Below are 23,122 nucleotides of genomic sequence, written 5' to 3'. Positions count from 1 at the left end.
TGTAAACGTTAGTGTGATTACCAGAAAACAGAGACGGTAGTTCCTTTTCCCGGATTGCTTTCAATCTTCAGATGGAAATCGTGCAGTTCTATAATTTTCTGACATAAAGAAAGACCGAGCCCTACACTTCCTTTTGCCCTGGAACGAGATTTGTCTACCATATAAAATGGTTCCGTCACCATTTCCAGATCCTCTTTCGGTATTCCCTTTCCAAAATCCTGAACCATCAGATGGTCTGGGGTTGCCTCAAGCACAATTTTTGATTCTTTCCTGGAAGCTTTGACTGCATTATCAATTAGATTTGTCACTACACTTATCATTAAGTCCTGATCAAACTTCTTTACCAATTCTTTTGGTTCACAAAATACATCAAGAGAGATGTTTTTTTCTTGAAGCCTGCAATCAATGAGTTCTTTTACTTCTTTCAGGAAATTATCCACCTGTATTTCAGCTGGATTGAATGAGTCTTCCGAAGCTTCATAGAGTCCGGTTAATTCCAGCATTTTCATAGAAAGTCTTGACAGCCTGCGACATTCATTTTCAATATAAATAAGAGCCTTCTCCTGCCTTTCCGGGGTTAGGCGCACAGTAAGCAATGTATCTGCATAGCCTATGATTGCAGTCATTGGGGTCTTCAGCTCATGAGCCAGACTTCCAATAAGCTGTTTTTGTGTCCGGTTTATGTTAGAAAGACTTTCAATTTGTTCTTTTATTTTACCTGTCATAAAATTAAAGGTTGCACCTACCTGCGCAAGTTCTGTATTTCCCTCTGACGGTACTTTAAAATCATAAATACCTTCAGAAACAAGAAGCGTAGCTTCTCTTAGGCTTGTAAGCGGTGCTGTGATTTTTCGAAGACTCAAATAAAGGATAATTCCCATCACCACGATCAAAGATAAAGTAAATCCACCCGTCTGAAAAAACAGCAGATGACTTTTTTCTATTACATCTGTTATATCTTTATAAGTAACAATCTGATATCCCATATTTACATTTCCATAGTAAAATAACAAAAGTGTCCTTCCATTTATCTGACTGATCATAGGGCCATGACCGTCACTGTTGCTGCCATGATCCACCATGTTTGCCTTACTTTTACATAATTCTCTTAACTTTTTTACGTCGAATTCATAAACAGTTCCATTATAGGCCATTTTTCCATCAAGATATAAAACCGCGCTGTCATGAAAAACCTGCCGAAAAGCATAAGTAACTATTTGGGGTCGCATTTCGTTGTCGGCATTCTGTTTCTGATTGTCGGAAAGGCTTGTTTTATTTTCAAACTGTAAGATATTTGTTCTGAATATACTGCTTTCATAACTGTTGATATTCTGTATACTCTGATTTTTCCAACAATAAGTGGTATAGAGAAAGATCCCTGACGATGCCAACAAAATGATACATGTAGTCTGAGAAAAGATCTTTATTAAGAGTTTCATAAATCCACCTCAAGTCTGTAACCGATTCTGGGAATTGTTTTAATCTTATCCTGCCAGCCAAGCTTTTTCCTGATACGACCCACATGTGCATCCACAGTTCTTGTTTCTCCGCAGAACTCTTCATTCCACAGTTCCTGCAGGATCTGATTCCTGGTCAGTGCTTTATTCGGGTTTTTGGCGAACACCATGAGGCAGTTATATTCCATTGGCTTTAAATAGATTTCCATGCCCATTTTTGTAACAGTACGACTAGCAGTATCAATGATGACATCACCGATTTGAATCTGTTCTTGTACAGTGCCATTACGTTCCAGTACTTTTTCAAGACGGACCATCACTTCCAGCATTTCAAATGGTTTTACAATATAATCTTCCGCACCGTCTTTTAAGCCCTTTATCTTGCTCGCGATATCTCCCTTTGCGGTAAGAAATATTACGGGGATTTCATACTGCTTCAGTTTCGGTAACAGGCTATAGCCGTCTCTTCCGGGAAGCATGATATCTACAAGTGCACACTGAAACGCATGATCTTGAATAATTGCTTCATATGCCTCATTTCCATCCAGATATCCTACTGTTTCATACCCTGCAATCTCCAGATTCATACATAGCAGGTCATTGATTGACATTTCGTCTTCTATCACAAGAATTCTTGCCTTCATAATTATTACCTCACATGTTTTTATAACTATCTTTTCACAGGTTAATTATACATTAAATTCTATATTGCAGTTGTAACTGATTTGTAACAGCAAAAAAGGAAACCAAAACCATTCTGTGAGAATAGTTTTGATTTCCTGTATAAACCGTTATTTTCTGATCGTTTATAACGCTGGTGAGAACATTTATTATTATTTTTACTCCATTCCAGAATCATTCGAAAGAGAGACAATGCAAATACAAAAATTATTAAGAACACTAGAATTTTCATACGTAGCCTGATTCCTTTCATTTACCTTTATCAGATCGTGTCATTCAAATCACATCCACTGATGATGCGATTCCATAAGTTCTCCCGCTTGTCCATTCCTTTGGTAAAATAGGGAAGTCTTTCCTCTTCCAGCTCTTCCAGACGAAGCACATTTCCATTCAGATAATTGTCAATCCGGTATCCTGTACTTTTAAGTCTTGTAATTACGCCACCAATTTTTATATCCAGAATCTCATAACCAAATGGCTTTGCATCGTTCATCCAGATTTTTTCTCTTGATGATTTCATATCTGTCAGATTGCAGATGATTCCAGGAATAACATTCTGACTGATATCTTTCAACGCTGCTCTGTCCGATCTGTCATATGCTGATTTTATACATATGCCCAAATCGGCTTTATCAGCTAATACCGCCGCCAGTTTTTCATAAAATGAAAATAAAAGCTGATATTTTCCTGTTTTTTTTGCACATTCCTTCATACATTTCTGTATGTTTTGGTAGTAAGATTTTGTATTGACACCTGATTCTTTCACATGATAATCAAAAATGCCTAACATTGGATCCTGGTATAACAGATATTTTGAAGGATTTTGAGCCTCTTTATTCTCTTTCGTATTTAAGAATAAGAAATCAAAATTGTCAAGTGCCATAAAATCATCAAATTCTCCGCCTGTGCAGTTCCTGAACTCCTGCTTAAGGATTGTTTCGTCATAGTCTCTGTGAAAATCAAGGTGTGCAAAAAGTACAAGTCCCGGAAGCAAAGCATCCACCGGGGTTTCTGCACCATTATCCATCCATGCTGTACAGAGAACCTCTTTTATATTGTATTTTTTACAAGTAGAAAGAGCTGCTTTGGTACACGCATAGGTCTTAGAATAATTGGGGGAAATTCCGTTCCAAATCCAAGATCCTCCTGCAAAAATAACGTTATCCGAAAGCTGCGCATGGATATCCAGCATTTTTTCATAGGTTCTGGTATCATCATGATAATAGTCCCAATATACTAATCCTAAATCTTTTTTCGGTTTTTCCCATTTGGAGCAGTCCGTGTTTTCGAGCAGATCATAGTATCCGCCTGTAGAATTTGCTGTAATGTACATGTCACTCCATATCATAGGCTTTAATTCTAATTTTCTGCAAATATCTACGACCCTGTTACAATGTTCCCTGATTATCAGTGACCCTTTTTTATATCCATTTTCTTTTAAATAATTTCCAAGTCCCAGCATGACAGCCTCATCCATTCCAAGATGTACCCTGTTGGTAGAAAAATTCTCTTTTACTGAGCTGAGCAGCTTTTCAATAAACTGATAAGTTTCCTTTTTTTCAGGCTGGAGAATGTCCGCAGAATCACGAATCTTATCCATTCCCGGCCACTTCAGCGCATTGTGCAGATGAGCCAGGGTCTGAATACACGGAACAAGCTCTACCCCAAACATGGAAGCGTAAGCATCCAGCTCTTTTATTTCGTCCTTGGTGTATTTTCCTCGATAAGCCCCAAAATAAGACTGCCCCTCTACTTCATAGGTATCTTCTGTATAAAGCATGAGTACATTCATTCCAAGTTTTGCCAGTGTCTTGATCAGGAATTTCACCTTTTCAACTGTAAATACAGCATTTCTGGAACAATCCAGCATAAGACCGTTTCTTTCAAAGCAGACATGCTCTTGATATTGAAATTCATCCTCTTCCATATGATGTATGGCATAATTAAGTGCGCGGTAATAATGAGATATTTCCCGACAGATGATATGAATCTGGTTTTTTCTTTTATTGATCAATATTTCTGGTCTGTCCTGAAATTTAACAAACAATTCTATGTTTTGGTTGAAACCGTCCTTTTCAGCGAGCAGTATTTCAGTACCTTTTTTAATAGTATTATATTCTTTCTTATCAGATGAAAAAACAATGTTCATACGTATTCCTCTTTCTTTAGGAATTATTCTTTTTATCATATCCTTCCGGTATCTCATAAGAATCTACTTAAGGCACGAATCAGTTTTTCTGACTCCAGTGGTTTTGTAAGATAATCGTCCATTCCGGCTTTCAACGCTTTACTCTTGTCTTCTGCAAAGGCATTTGCTGTCATGGCTATAATCACCACAGCAGATGCAGCACTTCTGTTCATTGTACGTATTTCTCTGGTAGCTTCCAGGCCATCCATAACTGGCATCATAATATCCATCAGAATTACATTGACCTCACCAACACCTGATTTTGCAAATGCTTCAACAGCCTCCTTACCGTTTGAAGCCCTTATAATTTCTGCTCCTGCATTTGTCAGAAGGAATTCTGCAATTTCCATGTTCAATTCATTGTCTTCGGCCAAAAGGATTCTCATGCCTTCAATTGATACATCGTCTTCCTGGCTTTCTGCCTGCTTCATATCAGCAGAAATAAGGAATGGGAGCTGTACCATGAATGTGGTTCCTACATTTTTCTCGCTTTCAAATTTAATCGTACCGCCCATTTTCTCTATTAGTTTTTTTGTAATTGGCATACCAAGACCTGTTCCTCCATAAACAGATCTTGCACCGCCTGTTTCCTGAGTAAATGGTTCAAAAATATGGTTCTGAAATTCTTTACTCATTCCAACTCCGGTATCCTTGCAGTGAAACTCAAACAGTATATGCCTGTCATCCACCTGTGTTTCATAATAGCTAAGCAGTATTACTCCTTTTTCTTTATTGTATTTGACAGCATTACTTATGATATTCATAAGGATTCTTTTTAAACTTTAATCACAGCACTTTTGCATGCTCTGTCAATGTGTTTATTTCCATAAATAAATTTTTCTTTGTACCCATTATATGGTTCCAGTATTGATACGTCAATCCCATTAATGTGCCTTCTCTTCTTCACTCTTTGTGAAAGGAAGAGATTGCTAGCTTTTACCAATCACTCTGCCACTTCCACATCAAGTCTGCTTTGTTCTGGATTACCGAGCGGGTGATCATGTGCCAATCTGATACTGTTGACAATGAAAACAGGAGCCAGCTGCATTACAACTTAGCTCCTGTCCTGTACATCTTGACTATAGAATTAGTAAAAACAGATTATCGGGACATCATACTGAATAAGACTATAAAGCTGTCCGGCATTTTCTGGTGGAAGATTGATACATCCATGAGAACCACCTGTAAGATATCTGTCACCACCAAAGTACGGCTGCCAGTCTGCATCATGAAAGCCAATTCCTCCATTGAATGGCATCCAGTACGTTACCGGCTGTTCATAAGAATAGGTTCCATTTGCTGTCATTTCACCTCGCAGCACGGACGGACTGCTCTTTGAATTCAATGTGAATATTCCAGGGGGTGTTTTTCTATCCGGATCGCTTGGCAGTCCGGATACGATTTCTAATTGGAAAATAATATTTCCATTCTGATAATACCACATATACTGCTCTGTAAGATCTACCTCTATATATGTATCTCCGAGATCATTGATCCCGTGTGCATTTGCCCTCATAGAATACACCGGTTCCCTGGTTGTCTGGGTTCCTGACTGAATTTCCTGCATGAGCTGTGCTACTTCCTTGTCCTGATCAATCTTCCACCCATAGGCAGAACCATATACATACACAGTCCTTCCGCTCGTGGTCTGAAATTGTCTTTCAGTGCCAACTGTATCATGATCTGCTGCAAGCTGTGCCACATAATCCACTACGTGCTGCCGGAAGGCTTCATCATTCTGGAGCAGCTGCCCTTTCTCGTCAAACTGCAGCCAGTTTTTGATGGTATTCCCATCGAGTGTTACCGTTTCGTCTCCAAATGTATATGTGATATTTGCTTTTGTCAGGTTCTTATATGTATTTACCATATTCTGAAGTTCTGAACTTTCTTTCGTCACATCTGCTTTCTTATAAGCCTTTGGATCACTTTCCAGATTTACCTCTGCCGCATCGTTATCGATTGCCCTGCATATCATCTGATAAGCTTCTTTGGTATTTAATTCGTTGCCTTCCGTTTCTGGCACAATAGTGAATTCTGAGTTAACAAAACTTACATACGCATTTTCCGGTGCTATCTGATTCTCTTTTTTCGCACAATTTAATGAATTTACCTGTTCTTCCAGTTTCTCCCGGCTGAAAAAAGTCTCTTCTTGAACCATATAGTTTTTTGTTTCAAAAAGACTGCCGATCCATTCCCATGATTTCTGAGTTTTCAGCAGCTGGAGAACCGCACCGCTGGATACGTATTTATAATCAATGTCTTTTCCTGTAATGGCCTGCGGGTCCTGCATTCTTGCCCTTACCTGAATAGTATAGTTATCCTTTTTCCCAGCAATCTCCTGCTCAACCTCATATGCTGTCTTATTTGAACTGTCAATCCCATTGATGGTCGTCCCATAAAAGAAGTGATATGAGTAATAATAAGATATACCTGCATACATACAACAGCCTATAACAAAAATCATCAATATAATCAATATTACAATTTTCTTAATTTTATTTTTCTTCTTTTCTGAAAATATAATAGATCTGAATTCCGATTTATCCATCGGCACATAAACAACTGAACCTGGTCTTGCCGATTTTGTGGTTCTCATTGACTGCCCTATCACTTCTTTTTGTCTCATACCAAGTACACTTGTTATTTATATTATAGCATTCGGTCATTACAAGTCAATATTTTTGCACAGTTTTCTTGTCGTTTTGTAAAAGCGTGCAAATCTGATAGGAAATGCACGCTATATCATTTATCCTACAATCTTCCAGTTACTATCCTTATGTAGCACAAGCTCATACTGCGATACCTGCGTCGCTTTTGTCTGATTATCAATGAATTTTACCGCAACCTTGACTTTCACATTGTCGCCGTCCTTTATAAAGATAGGGTTTACCAGTTCAGAATAAAGGTAGTCCCTGCCGATAGGTTCAATCACATTTCCCAATACATAGTAAGCAAGCTCTTTTTCCGTCGCTGTTGGGTACAGCTTAAAGAATGTTTCCAGAAAAGCGGTAGCGTCATTTACCGTATCAGCGTCCACGCTTGCGTCTGCTTCTGGTGTCTTAGGCTCATAGTCTGATTTTTCAACTGCTGGTGCAAGGGTAGGGTTTTGAACGATTACCATATCCCCGTCTGCGTCCACATAGACTTTTACAGTATAGGTTGCTTTCACATTGCTTGTCTGTTCTCCCTCTTTTATCTGCTGATCTACTTCGTAGGTAGCAGAAAAAGTGTCCGCTCCCGATTGCTCGATATGCCATACAATCACATCTGTAACCGTGGAGCTGGTCGGTATATCGGTTCTAATGGTGTCTACATTTAAGTCCTGCAATTCCTTTGTCAGATAACCGCTGATTGCCTGCGTCCTTGCTTCGATAGCTTCTTTGCTGTTATCCCATGTGTAATAGGACTTCGCAAAGTTTTTCACGAAATTTTCTATCCCGTTGGTGTCCTGCAAGCGAAGTTCAATGATTTCTTTTTCATGGGTGGTGTGCTGGTCGATAGCCGTAAAATTCTTATACACCCCAAAGCTCACGCTTGCGACAAGCACCACCCACAACGCAATCACGGTTTTCTTATGTGTGCCTACCTTGACAGTACGCACCTTTTTTTCTTTTGGTTCTTTGATAGTTTCTGTCTGTTTCTTATTCTTCTTAAACATATTTTTCAAGTCCTTTCTATTGTTTTACTCGTCCTGCACCGATTAAGTGCTGTTGCCAGTAACTACTACTTAGGTCTGCATATCCTATCGGGTCGCCTGCGTGGTACATCTGTGTCGGCGAAACAAGAATACCGACGTGTGTTACATACGAACCAGCGTTATAGGTGGAATGGAAAAACACCAAATCGCCTGCTTTTGCCTGCGAGAGTGGCAGATGTTGGGTTGCGTCATACTGTGCTTGTGCTGTTCTCGGTAAGGAGATACCAGCTTTTCCATAGCACCATTGCGTCAATCCCGAACAATCAAAGGAAGTATTCGGGTTACTGCCACCATACACATACTTCCAGCCTTGATATTTCAACGCTTCATTCATTACCTTTTGTGCCAGTTCTCCCGATACCTGCGGAACTGCTAAATACTGATTGACTACTTCCACATAGAACATATTTCCATAGCCATACCGCCAGCCCCCATTCTTAGCAACGGCTATCGGGTTGGTGTAGGTTACTTTCTTTCCACCCGATTTCTCACGGGCGAAGCTCTCTGCAAGATTAAAAGTGTGTTTTTTTCCTTTTCCTGCCACATATCCCACATAGCCACCGCCATAGTTATAAGACTGTATCGCTACATTCAAATCGTCGATACCTTGATTTTGGCAGGAAGAAAGCAGGGACGCAAAATATTTACACCCCTGCTTGATTGAGCTTTCCGTATCTAAGGAATTAGGCGGTAAGCCAAGACTTTCTGAACTCTGCATAACATCTTCTGCTGTACCACCACTTTCTACTTGAATGATAGCCAATAGCACATTGACATACTCGGAGATACCGTTTTCTCTGGCGTACTTTTCCACCATAGGCTGATGTTTCAAAACTTCTGCGGATAAATTCATACCCGTAATGCCAGAAGAAAAGTTGCTGTTCTCGTCGTCGCTGTCCGCACTAATCAACACCCCAAAGAAAAGCACCAGAGAAAATAGGATAGGAAACAGACTGCCAATGAGAGCGATATGTTTCAGTTTCATTTTTTCTTCTGTCCTTTCTTTGTTACAAGGCTTCGGTTTTTCTCTTTGGTCTGCTGGTTCTTTTGGACGGTTTGCGTCTGCTGAACCTTTGTCCTGCGGTCTTTTGTGTCATTCTGGCGTGTTTCCTGCGATACCACTTTTTCTACATTCTGCCTATGTACTGGCTGTGCAGGTTGGGTCGTTTTTCTATCAGAAGCACCAGAAGATAGCGGACGCTCTTTGATAACATTTGCTTTGACTGGCTCACTTATCTTTGAAGTGGTCGCTGTGGCAGGACGTTTGACTTCCTGCATTTTTTCAGCACCCGTCTTTGAAACGCTTGAAGCTGTGGCTGGTCGCTCATGGGGACGGGTAGCTCCCGTTGTCGCTGATCCGTCAGTCTTTCGCTGTGCCTGCCTTGCTTCTTGTGCCTTTTGAAGCTCCATACGCTTGTCAGCGATATTCTGCCTATGCTGTTCCTGCTTTTCCAATCGTCCCGTCTGTCTGGACTGCTGTTCCTGCACCATGCCACGCTTGAAGTCGGACACGCTGGACTTTGCCTTTTCCTTTGCGGAATACACCGCATAAGCGGTCTGTGTCGGCATATCCTTGATGTTTTCTTTGACAGCATTTGCCTTGTCTTTCACTTTATTTTTCGTATCTAAGACAGCACCCACCTTTGAGCCTGCACGCTGTCCCATGCTGGAAGTGGTATTGCCCCGATTTTCTTTAGAAGCTGTATTTTTTCTTTCAGCTCTTTTGCCAGCAACAGAACTACCAGCCACCGCACCAGCAACACCACCAGCAGTAACCGCACCAGCAAGCCGTCTTTCCATACGCCTAAAATCTGTATTGATGTCAATACAATAGGCAGTTTCGCCCTCGACTTTCATATAGCCCTCATTGAATGTCGAACCGATAGAACCGTCATTCATTACTTTTTCAATGATACCGACACGCTCTGCACTTTCCGTCCAGTATTGCTTGCTTTCTGCATGAACGGGTGTAGTCGGTAAAGCAGTAACGACAGTCGCAAGAGCTAAAAAGCCCGTACACAATCGTTTCCATGTCTTTTTCATAGTTTAATGCTCCTTTCATTTTTGGTAATAAAATAGCCGTCCAATAAGAACGGCTGGAAATAGAAAAGGAACGTCATTTTAGGCGTTCCATAGTCTATAAGTTATTCAATTTTTTCTTGTTTCAATACTGATGTGCTGTACCATATCTTTGCATATCTAGGAAAACTTGCGTATCAAGGCTCATTCGTTAGTAGTAAATAAGTAGTAAATTGATGTGTTTGTTTCCTTGAAAATGCTGATAGATACTGTGTTTTAGCGGATAATCAGATTTTTATTGTGTTTTTATTATAAAAAAATACATAAACAACATTCGCCAAAACATGCACAAAATGTTATACTTTTACATAATAGCCAACTATTTTTTAACAATATTTTGTAGAATCGTAAAATTGCATAATTCATATTGTTGTATTTTGTGCAATATGACAAGGAAGACATTACTTGTATACATTATCAGCATACTATCACAAATCCAGGGTTGATTTTATGGATAAAAAACATCCCCTGTTTATTGGAAGCTGCGGTACTTATCATCTATACACCGTAGAAAAGCTTCCTACCCACCGCCCGAAAGACCGGCTTGATTATCAGCTTCTTTACATCGCATCCGGACGGGCACATTTTATTTTGATGGAAAACCTACTGTTGTAGAAGCCGGCAATATGGTACTCTACCGTCCACGTGAGGAACAACGCTATTATTATGGAGCGGATCAGACCGAAGTTTACTGGGTTCACTTTACTGGAAATAATGTAAAGAACTTTCTAAGAAGATATGGGATTGCCGACGATACCCGCATTATTTATACCGGTATCTCCATTGAGTACAAAAATCTATTTATGTCTATGATCGAGGAACTGAATCTGCAGCGAATTGATTACGAGGAGATGCTGATAAATTATTTCATGATTCTCCTGATCAGCCTCCATAGAATAGCACTGCAAAAGCCACGTAAAAAGAACCTTCAGAACATGAACGATATGGAACAGGCTACACAGTACTTTCGGATGCATTATAATAAACCTATAAGTATTGAGGACTATGCTGTTTCCCACAATATGAGTATCAGCTGGTTCATCCAGAACTTCCGTCAGTATGCCAATACTACACCTGCTCAATACGTGCAGTCTCTGAGGCTTACCAATGCAAAAATGCTTCTGGAAACGACCAATTATAATATCACAGAAATAGCCAACCTGGTCGGGTACGAAAATCCATTATATTTCAGCCGCTTTTTCCGAAAACAGTGCGGCATTTCCCCTTCACAGTTCCGCAAGCAGCTGGTGCTGAATGCAGAAAGCTGTCCAAAATAAAACCAACCAAAAAACGCTGGGAGCAATTCTCAGCGTTTTTGGTTGGTTTTATTTAACATAATATTACGATACTTTTTTTACCTTAGAATTAATGGACATAAAGCCTGTTTCAGGATGTCGCGGATAAATATTCTTATACCTGTAAGTACTCAGCACGATTCCCATGAGTCCATAAGAAACTATGATACAGCTTCCTCCGGCTGAAAAAAACGGAAGAAATGTTATTGATTGCGGAAATACGCCAAGATTCTCAAGGACATTTATCAAAAAACTGATGAGAAATACAATTCCGCACCCGCATCCCATCATCATACCCAGCTGATTTTTCTGTCGCAACGCAGTGTTAAAGACTGCAAAAATCAAAACCGCAAGAACACAGCACAAAAGTATAGCTGCAATTATTCCATATACAGATGACAGATAGGTCAGAATGTAATCCGCGTTAAATGCTGGCAGGATTCCCGTTACATCTGATTTGCTTTTCCCGATCAGCTTATTTTGTCTCCAAAGTGAATGCAACATTTTTGTGAGATAATCTGTTTCGCTACCGCTGGAAAACATCGCCTGTATGCGCGCAATTTGATATTCCGCCAGCCTGTTTCTCAGGTACATACCCAGGAAAGCTGCTATGGGCGCGGTCAAAAACACAGCCCAGATTCCACAGATAGTTCTTTTCTTTCTGACAGTAAACCAGTCCTTTTTGATTGCGATCGTCAACATAGTCAGCATAGTTACCAGCATCACACAAGCTGTCCTGAGTGCCGGCAGGCTGTAAACTAATATTACTGGAGCAATCAGCCATAAGATTGCTCTTACCAGTCCCTTATATCCCCACCCATGATATTTATATAAAATTGCTCCATATATGGGGACATAAAACAGCATCAGTTTTTGTACATCCATGCCTCTTCTGCCTCCTGGCAGTGATATAAAAATCCTTGCTCCGTTTACCTGGCCTCCTTCCAATATAACCAGCAAACAGGCGGACAATAAAACAGCTGCAATTATTTTTGAAAATTTTGCCAGTACGGTATAGTCCAGCAGATACAAAATCATCATGACAGCCAGCCCGATCATAACATGAAACACATATCTGTCAGAACCGGCTACCGCATTCTCACTGGCTTTTCCGGAAATCCCTGCATGTATCAGAACACCTGCAATGCTGATAAATATAATTATTCCCAAAAGTTTCCATGCAGCCTGAGGTCTGTGGATACTGTCAAGGGAGATTCCTGTTTCCACAGGATCCCCCATGTCTCTGACAGCTTCCTTCTCTGCCTGTTCATGATCCATGCCTGCCTTCATGTTTTCCGCAATCTGATCCTCCATATGATCCTGCAGTTCCTGTTTTATGTATGGTCTGGCTTTTGTGCAGCGAATTTGTTCCAGCAATAATTTCAGATATTCGTCCATAACTCACACCTCCAATATAAGCACATTGGTCACTGCTGCAGAATACTCTTTCCATTCCTCTATTTTCTTTTCAAGGAATCCTCTTCCCTGTCTGGTAAGGCTATAATACTTTCTGGTCTTTCCAGCTACATCCTGTTCATATACTGTCAGGAGTCCTTTCTCTTCCAGGCTGTGCAGCAATGGATAAAGAGTTCCTGCCTTCAGCTCAAATACATTCTGAGATTTTTGCCTCAGTGTGTCGATCATCTCATATCCATACATATCCTTTTCAGACAAAAGTTTCATTACAAGCATTGCCATACTTCCTGAAACCAATGCTCTTTCAATAGCCATCTGGTCCACCCCCTTCTTAGAATAAGCTATATATCGACGTTCTATATATCGGTTGTCTATATAATAGATTATTTTACGTTATTTGTCAATATATCAATAAGATTTATCAAAACTAATGGCTATTACCATTCATTGATTGTTTCGGTAATTGCCATATTACGTATGCGCTTTGCAGGGGCATAGACAGATACAATAGCAGATATAAAGATAAAGGCAACAACGATTCCAAACCATAGGATAGGAAAACTCCACTCAATTCCAAAATAATGTGCAATTAGACGATTATATAAAAATCGGCTAAGAGGAAGTCCAATACCACATCCAACTATCAAACCAGAAATTGCATAGGTGTACGCTTCCGCAGAAATCATTCGTTTAAGCTGTCTATTATCCATACCAACAGCTCGCATTGCTCCATACTGCTTCATCCGTGCAGATACACTCATGGAGATGCTATTGACGATATTAAACAGCGAGATAATTCCGACAATAGCCAGAAAACCATAACAAACAATTCGTACCGCCAAATAGGTAGCATTATTTTGTTTATTGCTTTCACGCTGATCTGTGATAATAATGTCATCATTTTCAAGGCTTCTAATTTCTGCTATCGTTTCTTCAGTTGCATTTGAATCTAATTGAATTCCAATAAGACCATACTTTGTATTACCCATGATACGGTCAAATGTTTCCTGCGAACAAATAATAATCAAATCATCTCCAAAGAGCCCTTGTGACAGAGTGCAAGCAATCTCTACTTCCTCGCCTGCAAACTGGATAGTATCACCTATACGCAGTGAATTATTTCCATTATATACGGTTGCCACTTTGTTACTGTCCCCATAAACTGTATCCAATGCTCCCTGAGCAATACTTTCTTTTGAGTAATCTAGCAGTGTATCATCATAAGAAACAATGTTGATATGGTCTATCCCTGCTCTTGAAGATGTTGCGGGGATATTTTCCATATAGCTACTTCCATAAGCATTTGCAACCCCATCTATTTTTTTTATTTCATCGACCAGGCTACGCTCAATATCCAGTTTATTTGCATAACTTGATAATGCTATGTCGGCTGATGTGACATTTTGCGATGGAACAAGCTGCTTTGCAAAGTCTAAAATCACAGAAAAGGAAAAAAACAACATAATAGTTAATGCAAAAGAAGCTGTCATTAAAAACCAGTTTTTCTTCTTTTCAATTGCATGATGGAAACCAAGCGAATTGTCAATTTTCCCTAAGTTAAACTTAATAGCGTGGTTAGCAGAAACTTTATTATCTATATTGCCAGAAACCGCTGATATAGGTGAAACTTTAGCAGCCCGTTTTGCTGGGGATTGCGCCGCTAAAAATACAGTTACCACGCCGACAACCACACCACTGATTAGTCCAACAGGACTGATCTGAAAGACTGGTGTTGTAGAAAATTCTCCACCAATTCCATAATGAAGTGTGGCACAAATAATCCAGCTAATTATTGTTCCGAAGAACACCCCTATAGGTACCGCTATTTTACACCAGTTCAATGCTTCCAAACGAACAAAGCGGATAATTTGCACATGACTTGCACCAATGCAACGCAACATTCCAAAAAACTGAGTTCGTTGTGCAATCATGCTATTCATGCTGCCAGAAATCATCAATATCCCTGCCAGCAACACTAAAACAAATAGAATTGCTGCTAATCCGTATATACTCTGCATCGCAGTACTGTTACTTTGTCCAGACATACCCATAACACCAGTATTTTCAGAAATACTCTCATCAGGTAATTGGTACTGTGTCTGTAATTCTCTTTTTGCATTTGCTGCTTTTGTTGCACTTTCAAACTGCACATAATAGGTTAACTCATTATTTGTCACTTCGTTTTGTGCCATAACAGAAGTAAATGCATTTTGTGTCAGATAAGAACCTACCAAATAGGTCTGATTGTTATAATAATTTTCATCATCTGTTCCAAAACCTGATATTGTAAATATCCGATCTCCAGCAGGGGTATGTAAGGTTACTTTATCCCCAATTTGTACTCCCAAAGCAGTTACAGCATTAGGTGTAAGCATAACTTCCGTATCATTTTCCGGAAATGTTCCTTCTACAATTCCATTTGAAATCTGAACGATATAAGCTTCATCAGTGCCATACAAAACGGTTCGTTTTTTGTTGATTCGGTATGGTTGTTCTCCTTCAAAATTAAATTGAGAGGCTGCACCAACTGCTGTAACATCTGAACGATTACTGATTTCATCCGCATCATCCTGTGAAATATTTTTTATCGCAATGTGCCAGTTTCCATGATTATTTATCATAAAATCACTTTCTGTTCGTATCATCATGTCAGCGACACTGAAAATGGCTGTAACAAGAAACACCGCAATAATAATACACAAAACTGTCATACGATTTTGTTGCTTGCGCACCTTTGCAGAAATGGGGATGAGACTAAGATAGCTTTTCATTCACGGCACCTCCCAAAATCAGTTAAAGCTCCATCCGACACTTGCAATACCCGGTCTGCCGTTTGTGCTATGCCGCGGTTATGGGTAATCATAATGATGGTCTGCTCATATTTTTTCGATGTTTCTTTGAGCAATGCAATAACCTCGCTGCTATTTTGTGAATCCAGATTTCCCGTCGGCTCATCCGCCAGAATCAGAGAAGGGCGGGTAATCAATGCACGTCCAATCGCCACTCTTTGTTGTTGACCACCGGAAAGCTGACTCGGCAGGTGATTTCGGCGCTCTTTCAGATTCAGCACCGCCAATAGTTCTTCCAGATACTTTTTGTCCGGTTTCTGGTAGTCCAGCAACACAGGGAAGATGATATTCTGCTCCACGGTCAGCTCCGGCACAAGGTTGAACGCCTGAAAAATAAAGCCGATATTCCTACGCCGAAACACAGTTAATTTCTTGTCGTTCATGGAAAAAATGTCCTTGCCATCAATCAGCACCTTGCCTGACGTAGGCGTATCCAAGGCGCCGATCATGTTCAGCAGTGTACTTTTGCCAGAACCGGATTCTCCAACGATTGCCACATACTCCCCTTTGGGAACAGAAAAGCTAACATCTTTCAAAGCCTTGACTGCGGTTTCCCCGTTGCCATAGGTTTTACAAATATTTTTGACTTCTAACAAGTTCATAGTGCAAACACCTCTTTCTCAATAATTTTGCTGTCGTAAACGGGTGGACTTTCGTTCTCTGTCTACAATGGAAAGAGTAGCACCTCAATATTACTGTAACCCTACAACCAGCCTACAATTTTGTAGGAATTGGGAAATTCATTATAAAACTCGTTCCAAGTCCTAATTCGCTTTCTACTTCTATCAGACCCCCATGAGCTTCGATAATTGCTTTTGCCAACGGCAGGCCAAGCCCAATCCCCTGTATATCCTTTGAAAAGCGGCTGCGATAAAACCTCTTAAAGATATGGTATAGGTCTTCTGGATGAATCCCGCACCCGTTATCTTTTACTGTGATTTGAACAGCAGAGGGCAGTGCCTTCCATTTGATGTGAATGGTATCGCCCTTTTCTGTATGATCCATCGCATTTTTCACAATATTGCCAATCGCTTCACTCAACCAATCACGGTCACAGAAAAGGGAAATATCATCTGCACCAGATAAGACGATCTCTTTCTGTTCCTTTTTGGCACGATACGCAAAGTGCAGCTCCAAATCCTGCATCATATCCGCCACATTTTCTATTTCCTTTTCAAATGCAATAGAACCAGCATCCAACTTTGTGATTTTGAGAAGGCTTTGCACCAAAACTTCAATACGATCAAGCTCCTGCTCGGACAGATCAGCAAATTCTTTCACAGAGGACACCTCTATATCCTCATCCTGAAGTAGTCCGTTATAAATATTCAAAGCTGCCAGTGGCGTTTTCAGTTGGTGCGAAATGTCGGAGATTGTATTTTTCAAAAACTCCTTCTCTCGCAACTCGTTATCTGCATGAGCGTTTAATACTGCTGCTAAAGAATTGATGGAATGAAAAAGGCGGTACAATTCGCCCTCATCATCACATTCAATACGAGCACTGCGATCACCATCAAGATACGCATTGATCTGCGATATTGCCTGCTCCATAATCTGATTTTGCCGATTAAAATATACAAAGCAGACTGCACATACAGCACTATTAGCCAATAGTAGAAGGATTAGCAGTGACAGGGAAAGTCGGTGACAAGACAGCCATAAAAAAAACTCAGCTAAGAGAAATGTGCACCCTAAAATCAGCGAGAGCGAAAGAAATAGATTTTTGATTTCTTTATTTGCAAGTATTTTCATTCTGCACCTCATACGGTAATGTTCCATTTATAACCCATGCCTCGAACAGTCCGGAGCATTTGCGGTTCGCTCGGATTATCCTCAATTTTCATACGAAGCCGACGCATATAGACTGTAAGGGTACTACTGTCGATATAATTTCCATCGCAGTCCCATAGCTTATCCAAAATTTGCTCCTTCGTCAGTACCATATTCGGATTTCGCATAAACAAACAAAGCAGCTTATATTCCACAGCAGTTAAATCCAAAAGTACTCCATTCTTAAAAACCTGTCCTTGCAGCAAAAGAACTTTGATACCATTCGACTGCAATTCCGTATCCATTGCCTGAAAAGAATTTGCGCGACGAAGTAAGGCATTAATCCTTGAAACAAAAACTCCCAGTTTGAACGGTTTTGTAATATAGTCATCACCGCCAATATCCAACCCCATAATGATGCTTGTTTCTTCGTCCGAAGCCGTCAGAAAAATAATCGGCACCTTTGATGTAAGCCGAACTTTTTTGCAAAATTCAAAGCCACAACCGTCCGGCAGAGATACATCCAAGATCAGCAAATCATATTTTCCATCTTTCCACATCCCCTCTGCCTCTTTGAGCGTTCTGGCAATACTCAGTTCAAATCCCTGCTTTTTGAAAACAAAGGATAATCCATTGTTAAGGCTTAAATCATCTTCTAAAAGTAATATTTTACTCATCTTTAACTCTCTTTCTGTATATCATTTCATATAATGTGCAGATTGAGTTACCATCATCCAGATGAAGTTGATAGGATTCTGTATATGATCATCTCTACATCTGTCAAGCTAACATTAGTGCCTTTTTATGGCAGTTTCCAGGCTCATAGTAACTCTGGCATCCAATCCAACCATTCACCAACATTCAAACTTTTAATATACACTGGGTTTTGTGCTCTGAGGCAAAGAAATCTGTATGGATAATCAAAGTTTTTGAGCCGCAAACTTGAGTTTTTCTTATATAAAAAAAGTCAAAATAGGATTAATCAGTTTTCTACAACTAGATTAATCCTATTTCATTTTATCCTTCTTTTCGTATGATTATTTTTACAGAAAATTCCAACAGTAGAAAGGATACATGAACAGTATCACAAATTTACTCGAAAATCATTGATGTTCCGGTTCAAGAGTGAACTTTATTATCTGCTATTTTATAATCAAATGTCATATAGCACATTTTTTATTATTTTTCCTGATAATCCCGTCCCAAAAATTTCTTTTTCTTCGTAAAAACGGCCACTTGATGCTCGTCAATATTCATTTGGATTAGTTTTCTCTGCTCTTCACTTTCAATCTTATCGCGGTTTAGTGTAAGAATATATTGAAAATCCTGATATTGTTCTTCTTGTTTATAAAGATAATTCAAACATTGAACAAGTGTATCCTGATCCACATCAAAAATATTATCATGCACTAAAAACAGCGGATGCCTATCTCTCGTATATTGATTAAATAATAATGCCATATCATAAATGAACACCTTTGTTCTATCTACACTATGACTTCCATCATCATAAATGCGAAGAGTCAATTCGACTGGTGTTTTTCTGCGAGCTTTATCAATTGTCTGGATGCTAAACGAACATTCCTTATTTCCCATAATAAATTCATGGATTTGCAAAATAGTATCAGTAAAGTCATCAATGATTTTTTTATTTTGTTCAATCTCATCATCAATTTCCATGAGTTGCTGCGTTTTCTGTAGGTTTAGCATTCTTTTCTTTTTCTCGTTCTTTTGGTATTGTTCGAATAAAAACTTTGTATTTGAAGTGGCTTCTTTCTTTGCTTCGTAAATTTTTAAACTTACTTTTAAATTCTTAAGAATTCCTTTTTTATCAATCACCTTCAGCTTTTCTGAATATTCATCATCCAAAATCCGAATTTGTTCCGCAATATTTTTTAACTGGGACTCCAATTCTTTTGCTTTTTGATTCACCAACATTCTTTGAAATTCTTCTATTTTATTCTTAAATCCTACCACTTCATTCAAAGATTTTACTATAGCATTTCCTAAATCATTCTTAAACTGGTTGTAGACCAATTCGATTTCTCTGTCATCAATTTGTTCCGGTTTTGGCATTTTTCTAATTTTTTCATAATCATAACGCAAAGCCTTTTGCCGTTTTCTCAATTGGTCCAGTAAATCCTCCAATTCAATTAGATCCGCTTCCATAGCATTAAAGCTCTCATTCGTTTTAAAGCTTTCAATCGCATCCTCCAATTTTTGCAATTCATCTTCCAATGCATTGAGCTCCGCTCTGACATCTGAAATTTTCTTTTTCCCGTCCTGCGTCAGTTCTTTTTTTTCTTTCGTAAGGACAGTACTAACTGCCTCAATTTCCCTGATGGTTTCAATTGTATTCTTATAAGCTTCCAGAGAAAATCCCAGCAAATATAAATGAGCACTTAGATCGTCCGGGATCTTTTTTGTCAGGTCATGACATTTTATTATATCTGTAAACTCTGAACGTTCATCCCTCATCAAGATTGAAAAAAGATTTCTAAAACTAGGCACTTTTTTACCATTTAATTTTGAAAAAATAATTCCAGTCAGATAATCTCTTGCGTCCTGAATTTTATCAAAGGAAACTGTTTTCCCCTCCCTGATAAGTATAGGTTTATCTGCTTGTTTGCGGTTTCTTTTTATGGTGACTGTTTCCTGCCCTATATCTAAATCCAGGATTACATTTTCTTCTACTGGTAAAACTTCTTTTGGTATTTTTACAATTCTGGATTTTTCATAATCATTCAGAAAACAAAAATCCAAAAATTCAATACTCATGGATTTTCCAACACCATTTGTCTTTCGGCCTTTTACAGATCTGTCATCGTACTTCTCGCCTAATATAATATTAACTCCATCATGAAAAGTAATTTCTTCAAAAATATTATTTTCAGAATAAAGTCGATTGAGACGAATACGATTTATTTCTTTACCCATATGTTCGACTCCTCAAACTCAACAATATCAACAGAGTATAAAAAAGAAAGCCCTAAGATCAATTGCCTGCTACTTGTGATTCCGGCTTTTTTTAATGCTTTGGACACATCATATATTGAAATCTTTTCTGCATCTCGCTTTTGTATCTCTTTGAGTATGAGATAACCAATATACATTGCAGAAGATTTTAGTGCATTGCTACTTGTCAGCATCATACTCACTCCCTTCGTTTGGAAATACCCTACATTTAATCATTTCATTGACAAGATAGAATTTTATCGCAGAACGGTCATATTTTTTTCCATTAGTGCTTAATTTTTCTTCAAAATATGTAACCAATTTATTTAAAGCAGCAATGGGGTTATCATGCTCCTCTTCCAAAAATTGTACGCTAATATCCTGCAGATAGAACATAATAATAATGTCCTGAGCTTCATCTATTCCAAGCGTTTCATTCACAATATTCAACGCCTCTCCATAAATTGTATAAAGCGTCGTATACTCCGTAATTAATTTATCCGTAAAATTCTTAAATCTTTTATATATTTTATACTCTGGATCCACCGTTGTTTTACGATCCTTGTTTACTTTTCTATTTTGTGAAATATACTCTATCAAATCTATGATTGTGTCCACTTCTCCCGCCTGTGTTTCTCTCACAGAATAATATTTGTTACACAATTCTTCTGACAGATAATCGCTAATTTTTTTTATTTGCACTGTCTCTAATTCACGAATATCTTTTATTAACTTTTCAACGTTCCAAATATCTCTTGTCTTTTCGAAAGAAAACAGCCCCTGTGTATCAAAATCAGAAGAATATTTTTTCTTCTGCGTCAAAATTAGTACAACCAATCTGTCATATAAATGATACTCTTGATTTTTATTAAATTCCGCTATCGTATGCCTGATTTTTGTACTACTATTGTCTGATGTAACCTGAACTGCTATCCTATTCTTCCGATCAATCAAATCAATTGCTGGAGCATTTTTTTCCAAATGATTTGCATTTTTCAATTCATAACCATAGATAAGATTCAACAACCCAGGAAAGAAGTCTTCCGCAATGATGTTAATATCATAGAGATTTACTGCATTTAAAATAGACACTTCCCGACTTAATAGTGCTAAATTTTCAGCTATAGTTTTTAAATAAACCTCTTTATTTATCATGCTTTTCCACTCTCCTTATTTGTTGCTTGCTTCATTCTAACATATTTTTTACTATATGACTATTGATTTTTCTCGTAAATCGTGATCGCATGAATTGTGCTACCTTTGATTTTCTCCGGATACAAGCCATAGGTATGTGAGTGTACGATGAAAGCAATGTTACTCACCTCGTGATCAACTCACTTACTTCGAATATGTAACAAAGAATTTATCGTACCAGATAAGGAATGACAAAACCATCCAGATTTTACGGCTGTTATCTTCCTTTTTCTCTTTATGGTCTTTCAGAAGCCGAAGCATTTCCTCTATATAAAAAAATTCTTCTGCCTCTTTTGGATCCAAAAAAATAAGAGGGCTGCATCTTACAGCTCTCTTATTTTAAATATACATTCTATTCTTCATATCCCTGCGGATTATTAGACTGCCATCTCCAGGAATCTTCACACATCTCACGGATACCGTTTTCTGCTTTCCAGCCAAGCTCTTTTTCTGCCTTAGATGCATCACAATAACAAGTTGCAATATCTCCTGCTCGGCGAGGTTTGATCACATATGGAATTTTCACACCAGTTGCAGCTTCAAAATTCTTCACAATATCAAGAACACTATAGCCCTTTCCGGTTCCCAGATTGTAAATCGCAAGCCCTGGATTTTCTTCGATTTTCTTAAGTGCTTTTACATGACCCTTTGCCAGGTCCACAACATGAATATAATCTCTTACACCAGTTCCATCCGGAGTATCATAATCATTTCCAAATACACCAAGTTCCTTCAGCTTACCAACTGCTACCTGTGTAATATATGGCATAAGGTTATTGGGAATGCCATTTGGGTTCGCTCCAATTGGATTAAAGTAACGAAGAAGCATAACATTCCATTCTGGATCTGCTTTCTGGATATCGGTAAGTACCTGCTCCAACATGGATTTGGTCCAGCCGTATGGGTTCGTACACTGTCCCTTTGGGCATTCTTCTGTAATCGGAATCTGTGCCGGATCTCCATATACAGTTGCTGAGGAAGAGAAAATAATATTTTTCACATTATGTTTTCTCATTACATCAATCAGAGTTAAAGTGCCTGCTATGTTATTTTCATAATACTCCCAGAGCTTAACCACAGATTCTCCAACTGCCTTCAAACCTGCAAAATGGATGCAGGACTCAATAGTTTCCTTGTCAAAAATATCATTTAGAGCATCTCTATCCAGAATATCTGCCTTATAAAACTTCACTGGTTTTCCCGTGATTTTTGATATAATCAGTGCTTTTTTTATGTTTTTTCTATTAAATTTTCCTCAAACACCTATATAAGTGAAACTTAGCGAAACTTAAATTATGCCCAATATGGAATATACTTTTTATACCTTGGTGCAATATCCGGATCCATTACTTTAATATTCATAATCTCTTAATCGTTCTACGATAGAGCGATTTCCTGCAAGTTTTTTATAGGATAGAAGAGGGTTATCATACATATCAGCAAAACAAGGATAACGCAGACATGGCGTCAATCCTCCTAAATGCCGCTGTTCTGTGTCCGGGTCGTCGTTGCTAAAAATAAGCACAAAAAGAAGCATCTGC

At 38.8% G+C, this 23,122-nt stretch carries 18 protein-coding genes and 2 pseudogenes; 1 reads left to right on the top strand and 19 read right to left on the bottom strand.

All coding sequences use genetic code 11. The features are described 5' to 3' along the window. Window positions 1-17: 17 nt before the first annotated feature. The 8 genes and pseudogenes from LIR34_RS02975 to LIR34_RS02940 form a co-directional block, all read right to left on the bottom strand. Entirely contained in the window at window positions 18-1,229 is a 1,212-nt protein-coding gene (locus LIR34_RS02975) for a sensor histidine kinase (protein WP_244092362.1), read from the bottom strand. Window positions 1,230-1,435: 206 nt separating this feature from the next. Then, window positions 1,436-2,101 (bottom strand): response regulator transcription factor, encoded by a 666-nt coding sequence (locus LIR34_RS02970; protein ID WP_005423065.1) that lies wholly within the window; start codon window positions 2,099-2,101, stop codon window positions 1,436-1,438. A 299-nt stretch (window positions 2,102-2,400) separates the two neighbouring features. After that, on the bottom strand, window positions 2,401-4,287 hold the full coding sequence (locus tag LIR34_RS02965; RefSeq protein WP_173903333.1) for a beta-N-acetylhexosaminidase: 1,887 nt from the start codon (window positions 4,285-4,287) through the stop codon (window positions 2,401-2,403). Between the two features lie 53 nt (window positions 4,288-4,340). After that, window positions 4,341-5,096, bottom strand: a complete 756-nt coding sequence (locus LIR34_RS02960; protein ID WP_265107700.1) for an ATP-binding response regulator — start codon at window positions 5,094-5,096, stop codon at window positions 4,341-4,343. A gap of 317 nt (window positions 5,097-5,413) precedes the next feature. After that, window positions 5,414-6,952 (bottom strand): L,D-transpeptidase family protein, encoded by a 1,539-nt coding sequence (locus LIR34_RS02955; RefSeq protein WP_173761514.1) that lies wholly within the window; start codon window positions 6,950-6,952, stop codon window positions 5,414-5,416. Window positions 6,953-7,072: 120 nt separating this feature from the next. Continuing rightward, complete coding sequence (locus LIR34_RS02950; RefSeq protein WP_055157127.1) at window positions 7,073-7,984, bottom strand: conjugal transfer protein; 912 nt, start codon at window positions 7,982-7,984, stop codon at window positions 7,073-7,075. 16 nt (window positions 7,985-8,000) lie between these two features. Beyond that, a complete protein-coding gene (locus tag LIR34_RS02945) occupies window positions 8,001-9,008 on the bottom strand; it encodes a bifunctional lytic transglycosylase/C40 family peptidase (RefSeq protein ID WP_173745133.1) in 1,008 nt (335 codons plus the stop codon). Next, window positions 9,005-9,829: pseudogene (locus LIR34_RS02940) on the bottom strand (YtxH domain-containing protein); the annotation flags it as partial. The gene LIR34_RS02945 and the pseudogene LIR34_RS02940, both read right to left, overlap by 4 nt. Window positions 9,830-10,507: 678 nt before the next feature. Between LIR34_RS02940 and LIR34_RS02935 the strand changes: the two are divergent. Further along, window positions 10,508-11,379 (top strand): annotated as a pseudogene (locus LIR34_RS02935) (AraC family transcriptional regulator). A 63-nt stretch (window positions 11,380-11,442) separates the two neighbouring features. Here LIR34_RS02935 and LIR34_RS02930 read toward each other — a convergent pair. From LIR34_RS02930 to galE, 11 genes are all read right to left on the bottom strand, one after another. Next, window positions 11,443-12,795 carry an FtsW/RodA/SpoVE family cell cycle protein gene (locus LIR34_RS02930; protein ID WP_173903291.1) on the bottom strand — a complete coding sequence of 451 codons (1,353 nt, stop codon included), beginning with the start codon at window positions 12,793-12,795 and terminating at the stop codon, window positions 11,443-11,445. Window positions 12,796-12,798: 3 nt separating this feature from the next. Beyond that, on the bottom strand, window positions 12,799-13,128 hold the full coding sequence (locus LIR34_RS02925; RefSeq protein WP_055066334.1) for a PadR family transcriptional regulator: 330 nt from the start codon (window positions 13,126-13,128) through the stop codon (window positions 12,799-12,801). Between the two features lie 122 nt (window positions 13,129-13,250). Next, entirely contained in the window at window positions 13,251-15,584 is a 2,334-nt protein-coding gene (locus LIR34_RS02920) for an ABC transporter permease (protein WP_173903292.1), read from the bottom strand. Continuing rightward, window positions 15,581-16,264 carry an ABC transporter ATP-binding protein gene (locus tag LIR34_RS02915; RefSeq protein WP_118252793.1) on the bottom strand — a complete coding sequence of 228 codons (684 nt, stop codon included), beginning with the start codon at window positions 16,262-16,264 and terminating at the stop codon, window positions 15,581-15,583. Before LIR34_RS02915 ends, LIR34_RS02920 begins: the two co-directional genes overlap by 4 nt. 112 nt (window positions 16,265-16,376) lie before the next feature. Beyond that, entirely contained in the window at window positions 16,377-17,414 is a 1,038-nt protein-coding gene (locus LIR34_RS02910) for a sensor histidine kinase (RefSeq protein ID WP_173903293.1), read from the bottom strand. A gap of 8 nt (window positions 17,415-17,422) precedes the next feature. Next, window positions 17,423-18,109, bottom strand: coding sequence for a response regulator transcription factor (locus LIR34_RS02905; protein ID WP_118252795.1), 687 nt, complete (start codon window positions 18,107-18,109; stop codon window positions 17,423-17,425). A 502-nt stretch (window positions 18,110-18,611) separates the two neighbouring features. After that, entirely contained in the window at window positions 18,612-20,369 is a 1,758-nt protein-coding gene (locus tag LIR34_RS02900; RefSeq protein ID WP_173903294.1) for a DUF2326 domain-containing protein, read from the bottom strand. Next, window positions 20,354-20,584 (bottom strand): ABC-three component system middle component 6, encoded by a 231-nt coding sequence (locus tag LIR34_RS02895; protein ID WP_173903295.1) that lies wholly within the window; start codon window positions 20,582-20,584, stop codon window positions 20,354-20,356. Before LIR34_RS02895 ends, LIR34_RS02900 begins: the two co-directional genes overlap by 16 nt. Next, window positions 20,568-21,542 (bottom strand): SMEK domain-containing protein, encoded by a 975-nt coding sequence (locus tag LIR34_RS02890; RefSeq protein WP_173903296.1) that lies wholly within the window; start codon window positions 21,540-21,542, stop codon window positions 20,568-20,570. The genes LIR34_RS02895 and LIR34_RS02890 overlap by 17 nt, the downstream gene beginning before the upstream one ends. 183 nt (window positions 21,543-21,725) lie before the next feature. After that, window positions 21,726-21,884, bottom strand: a complete 159-nt coding sequence (locus LIR34_RS02885) for a hypothetical protein (RefSeq protein ID WP_173903297.1) — start codon at window positions 21,882-21,884, stop codon at window positions 21,726-21,728. Between the two features lie 49 nt (window positions 21,885-21,933). Beyond that, complete coding sequence (gene galE / locus LIR34_RS02880) at window positions 21,934-22,815, bottom strand: UDP-glucose 4-epimerase GalE (RefSeq protein ID WP_330417659.1); 882 nt, start codon at window positions 22,813-22,815, stop codon at window positions 21,934-21,936. Between the last annotated feature and the right edge of the window lie 307 nt (window positions 22,816-23,122).

The organism is Blautia sp. MSK17_66 (assembly GCF_020538025.1).
GTDB lineage: Bacteria > Bacillota > Clostridia > Lachnospirales > Lachnospiraceae > Blautia_A.
Note: the sequence above shows the minus strand (reverse complement) of the source record. Positions and strands in the feature narration are given on the sequence as shown.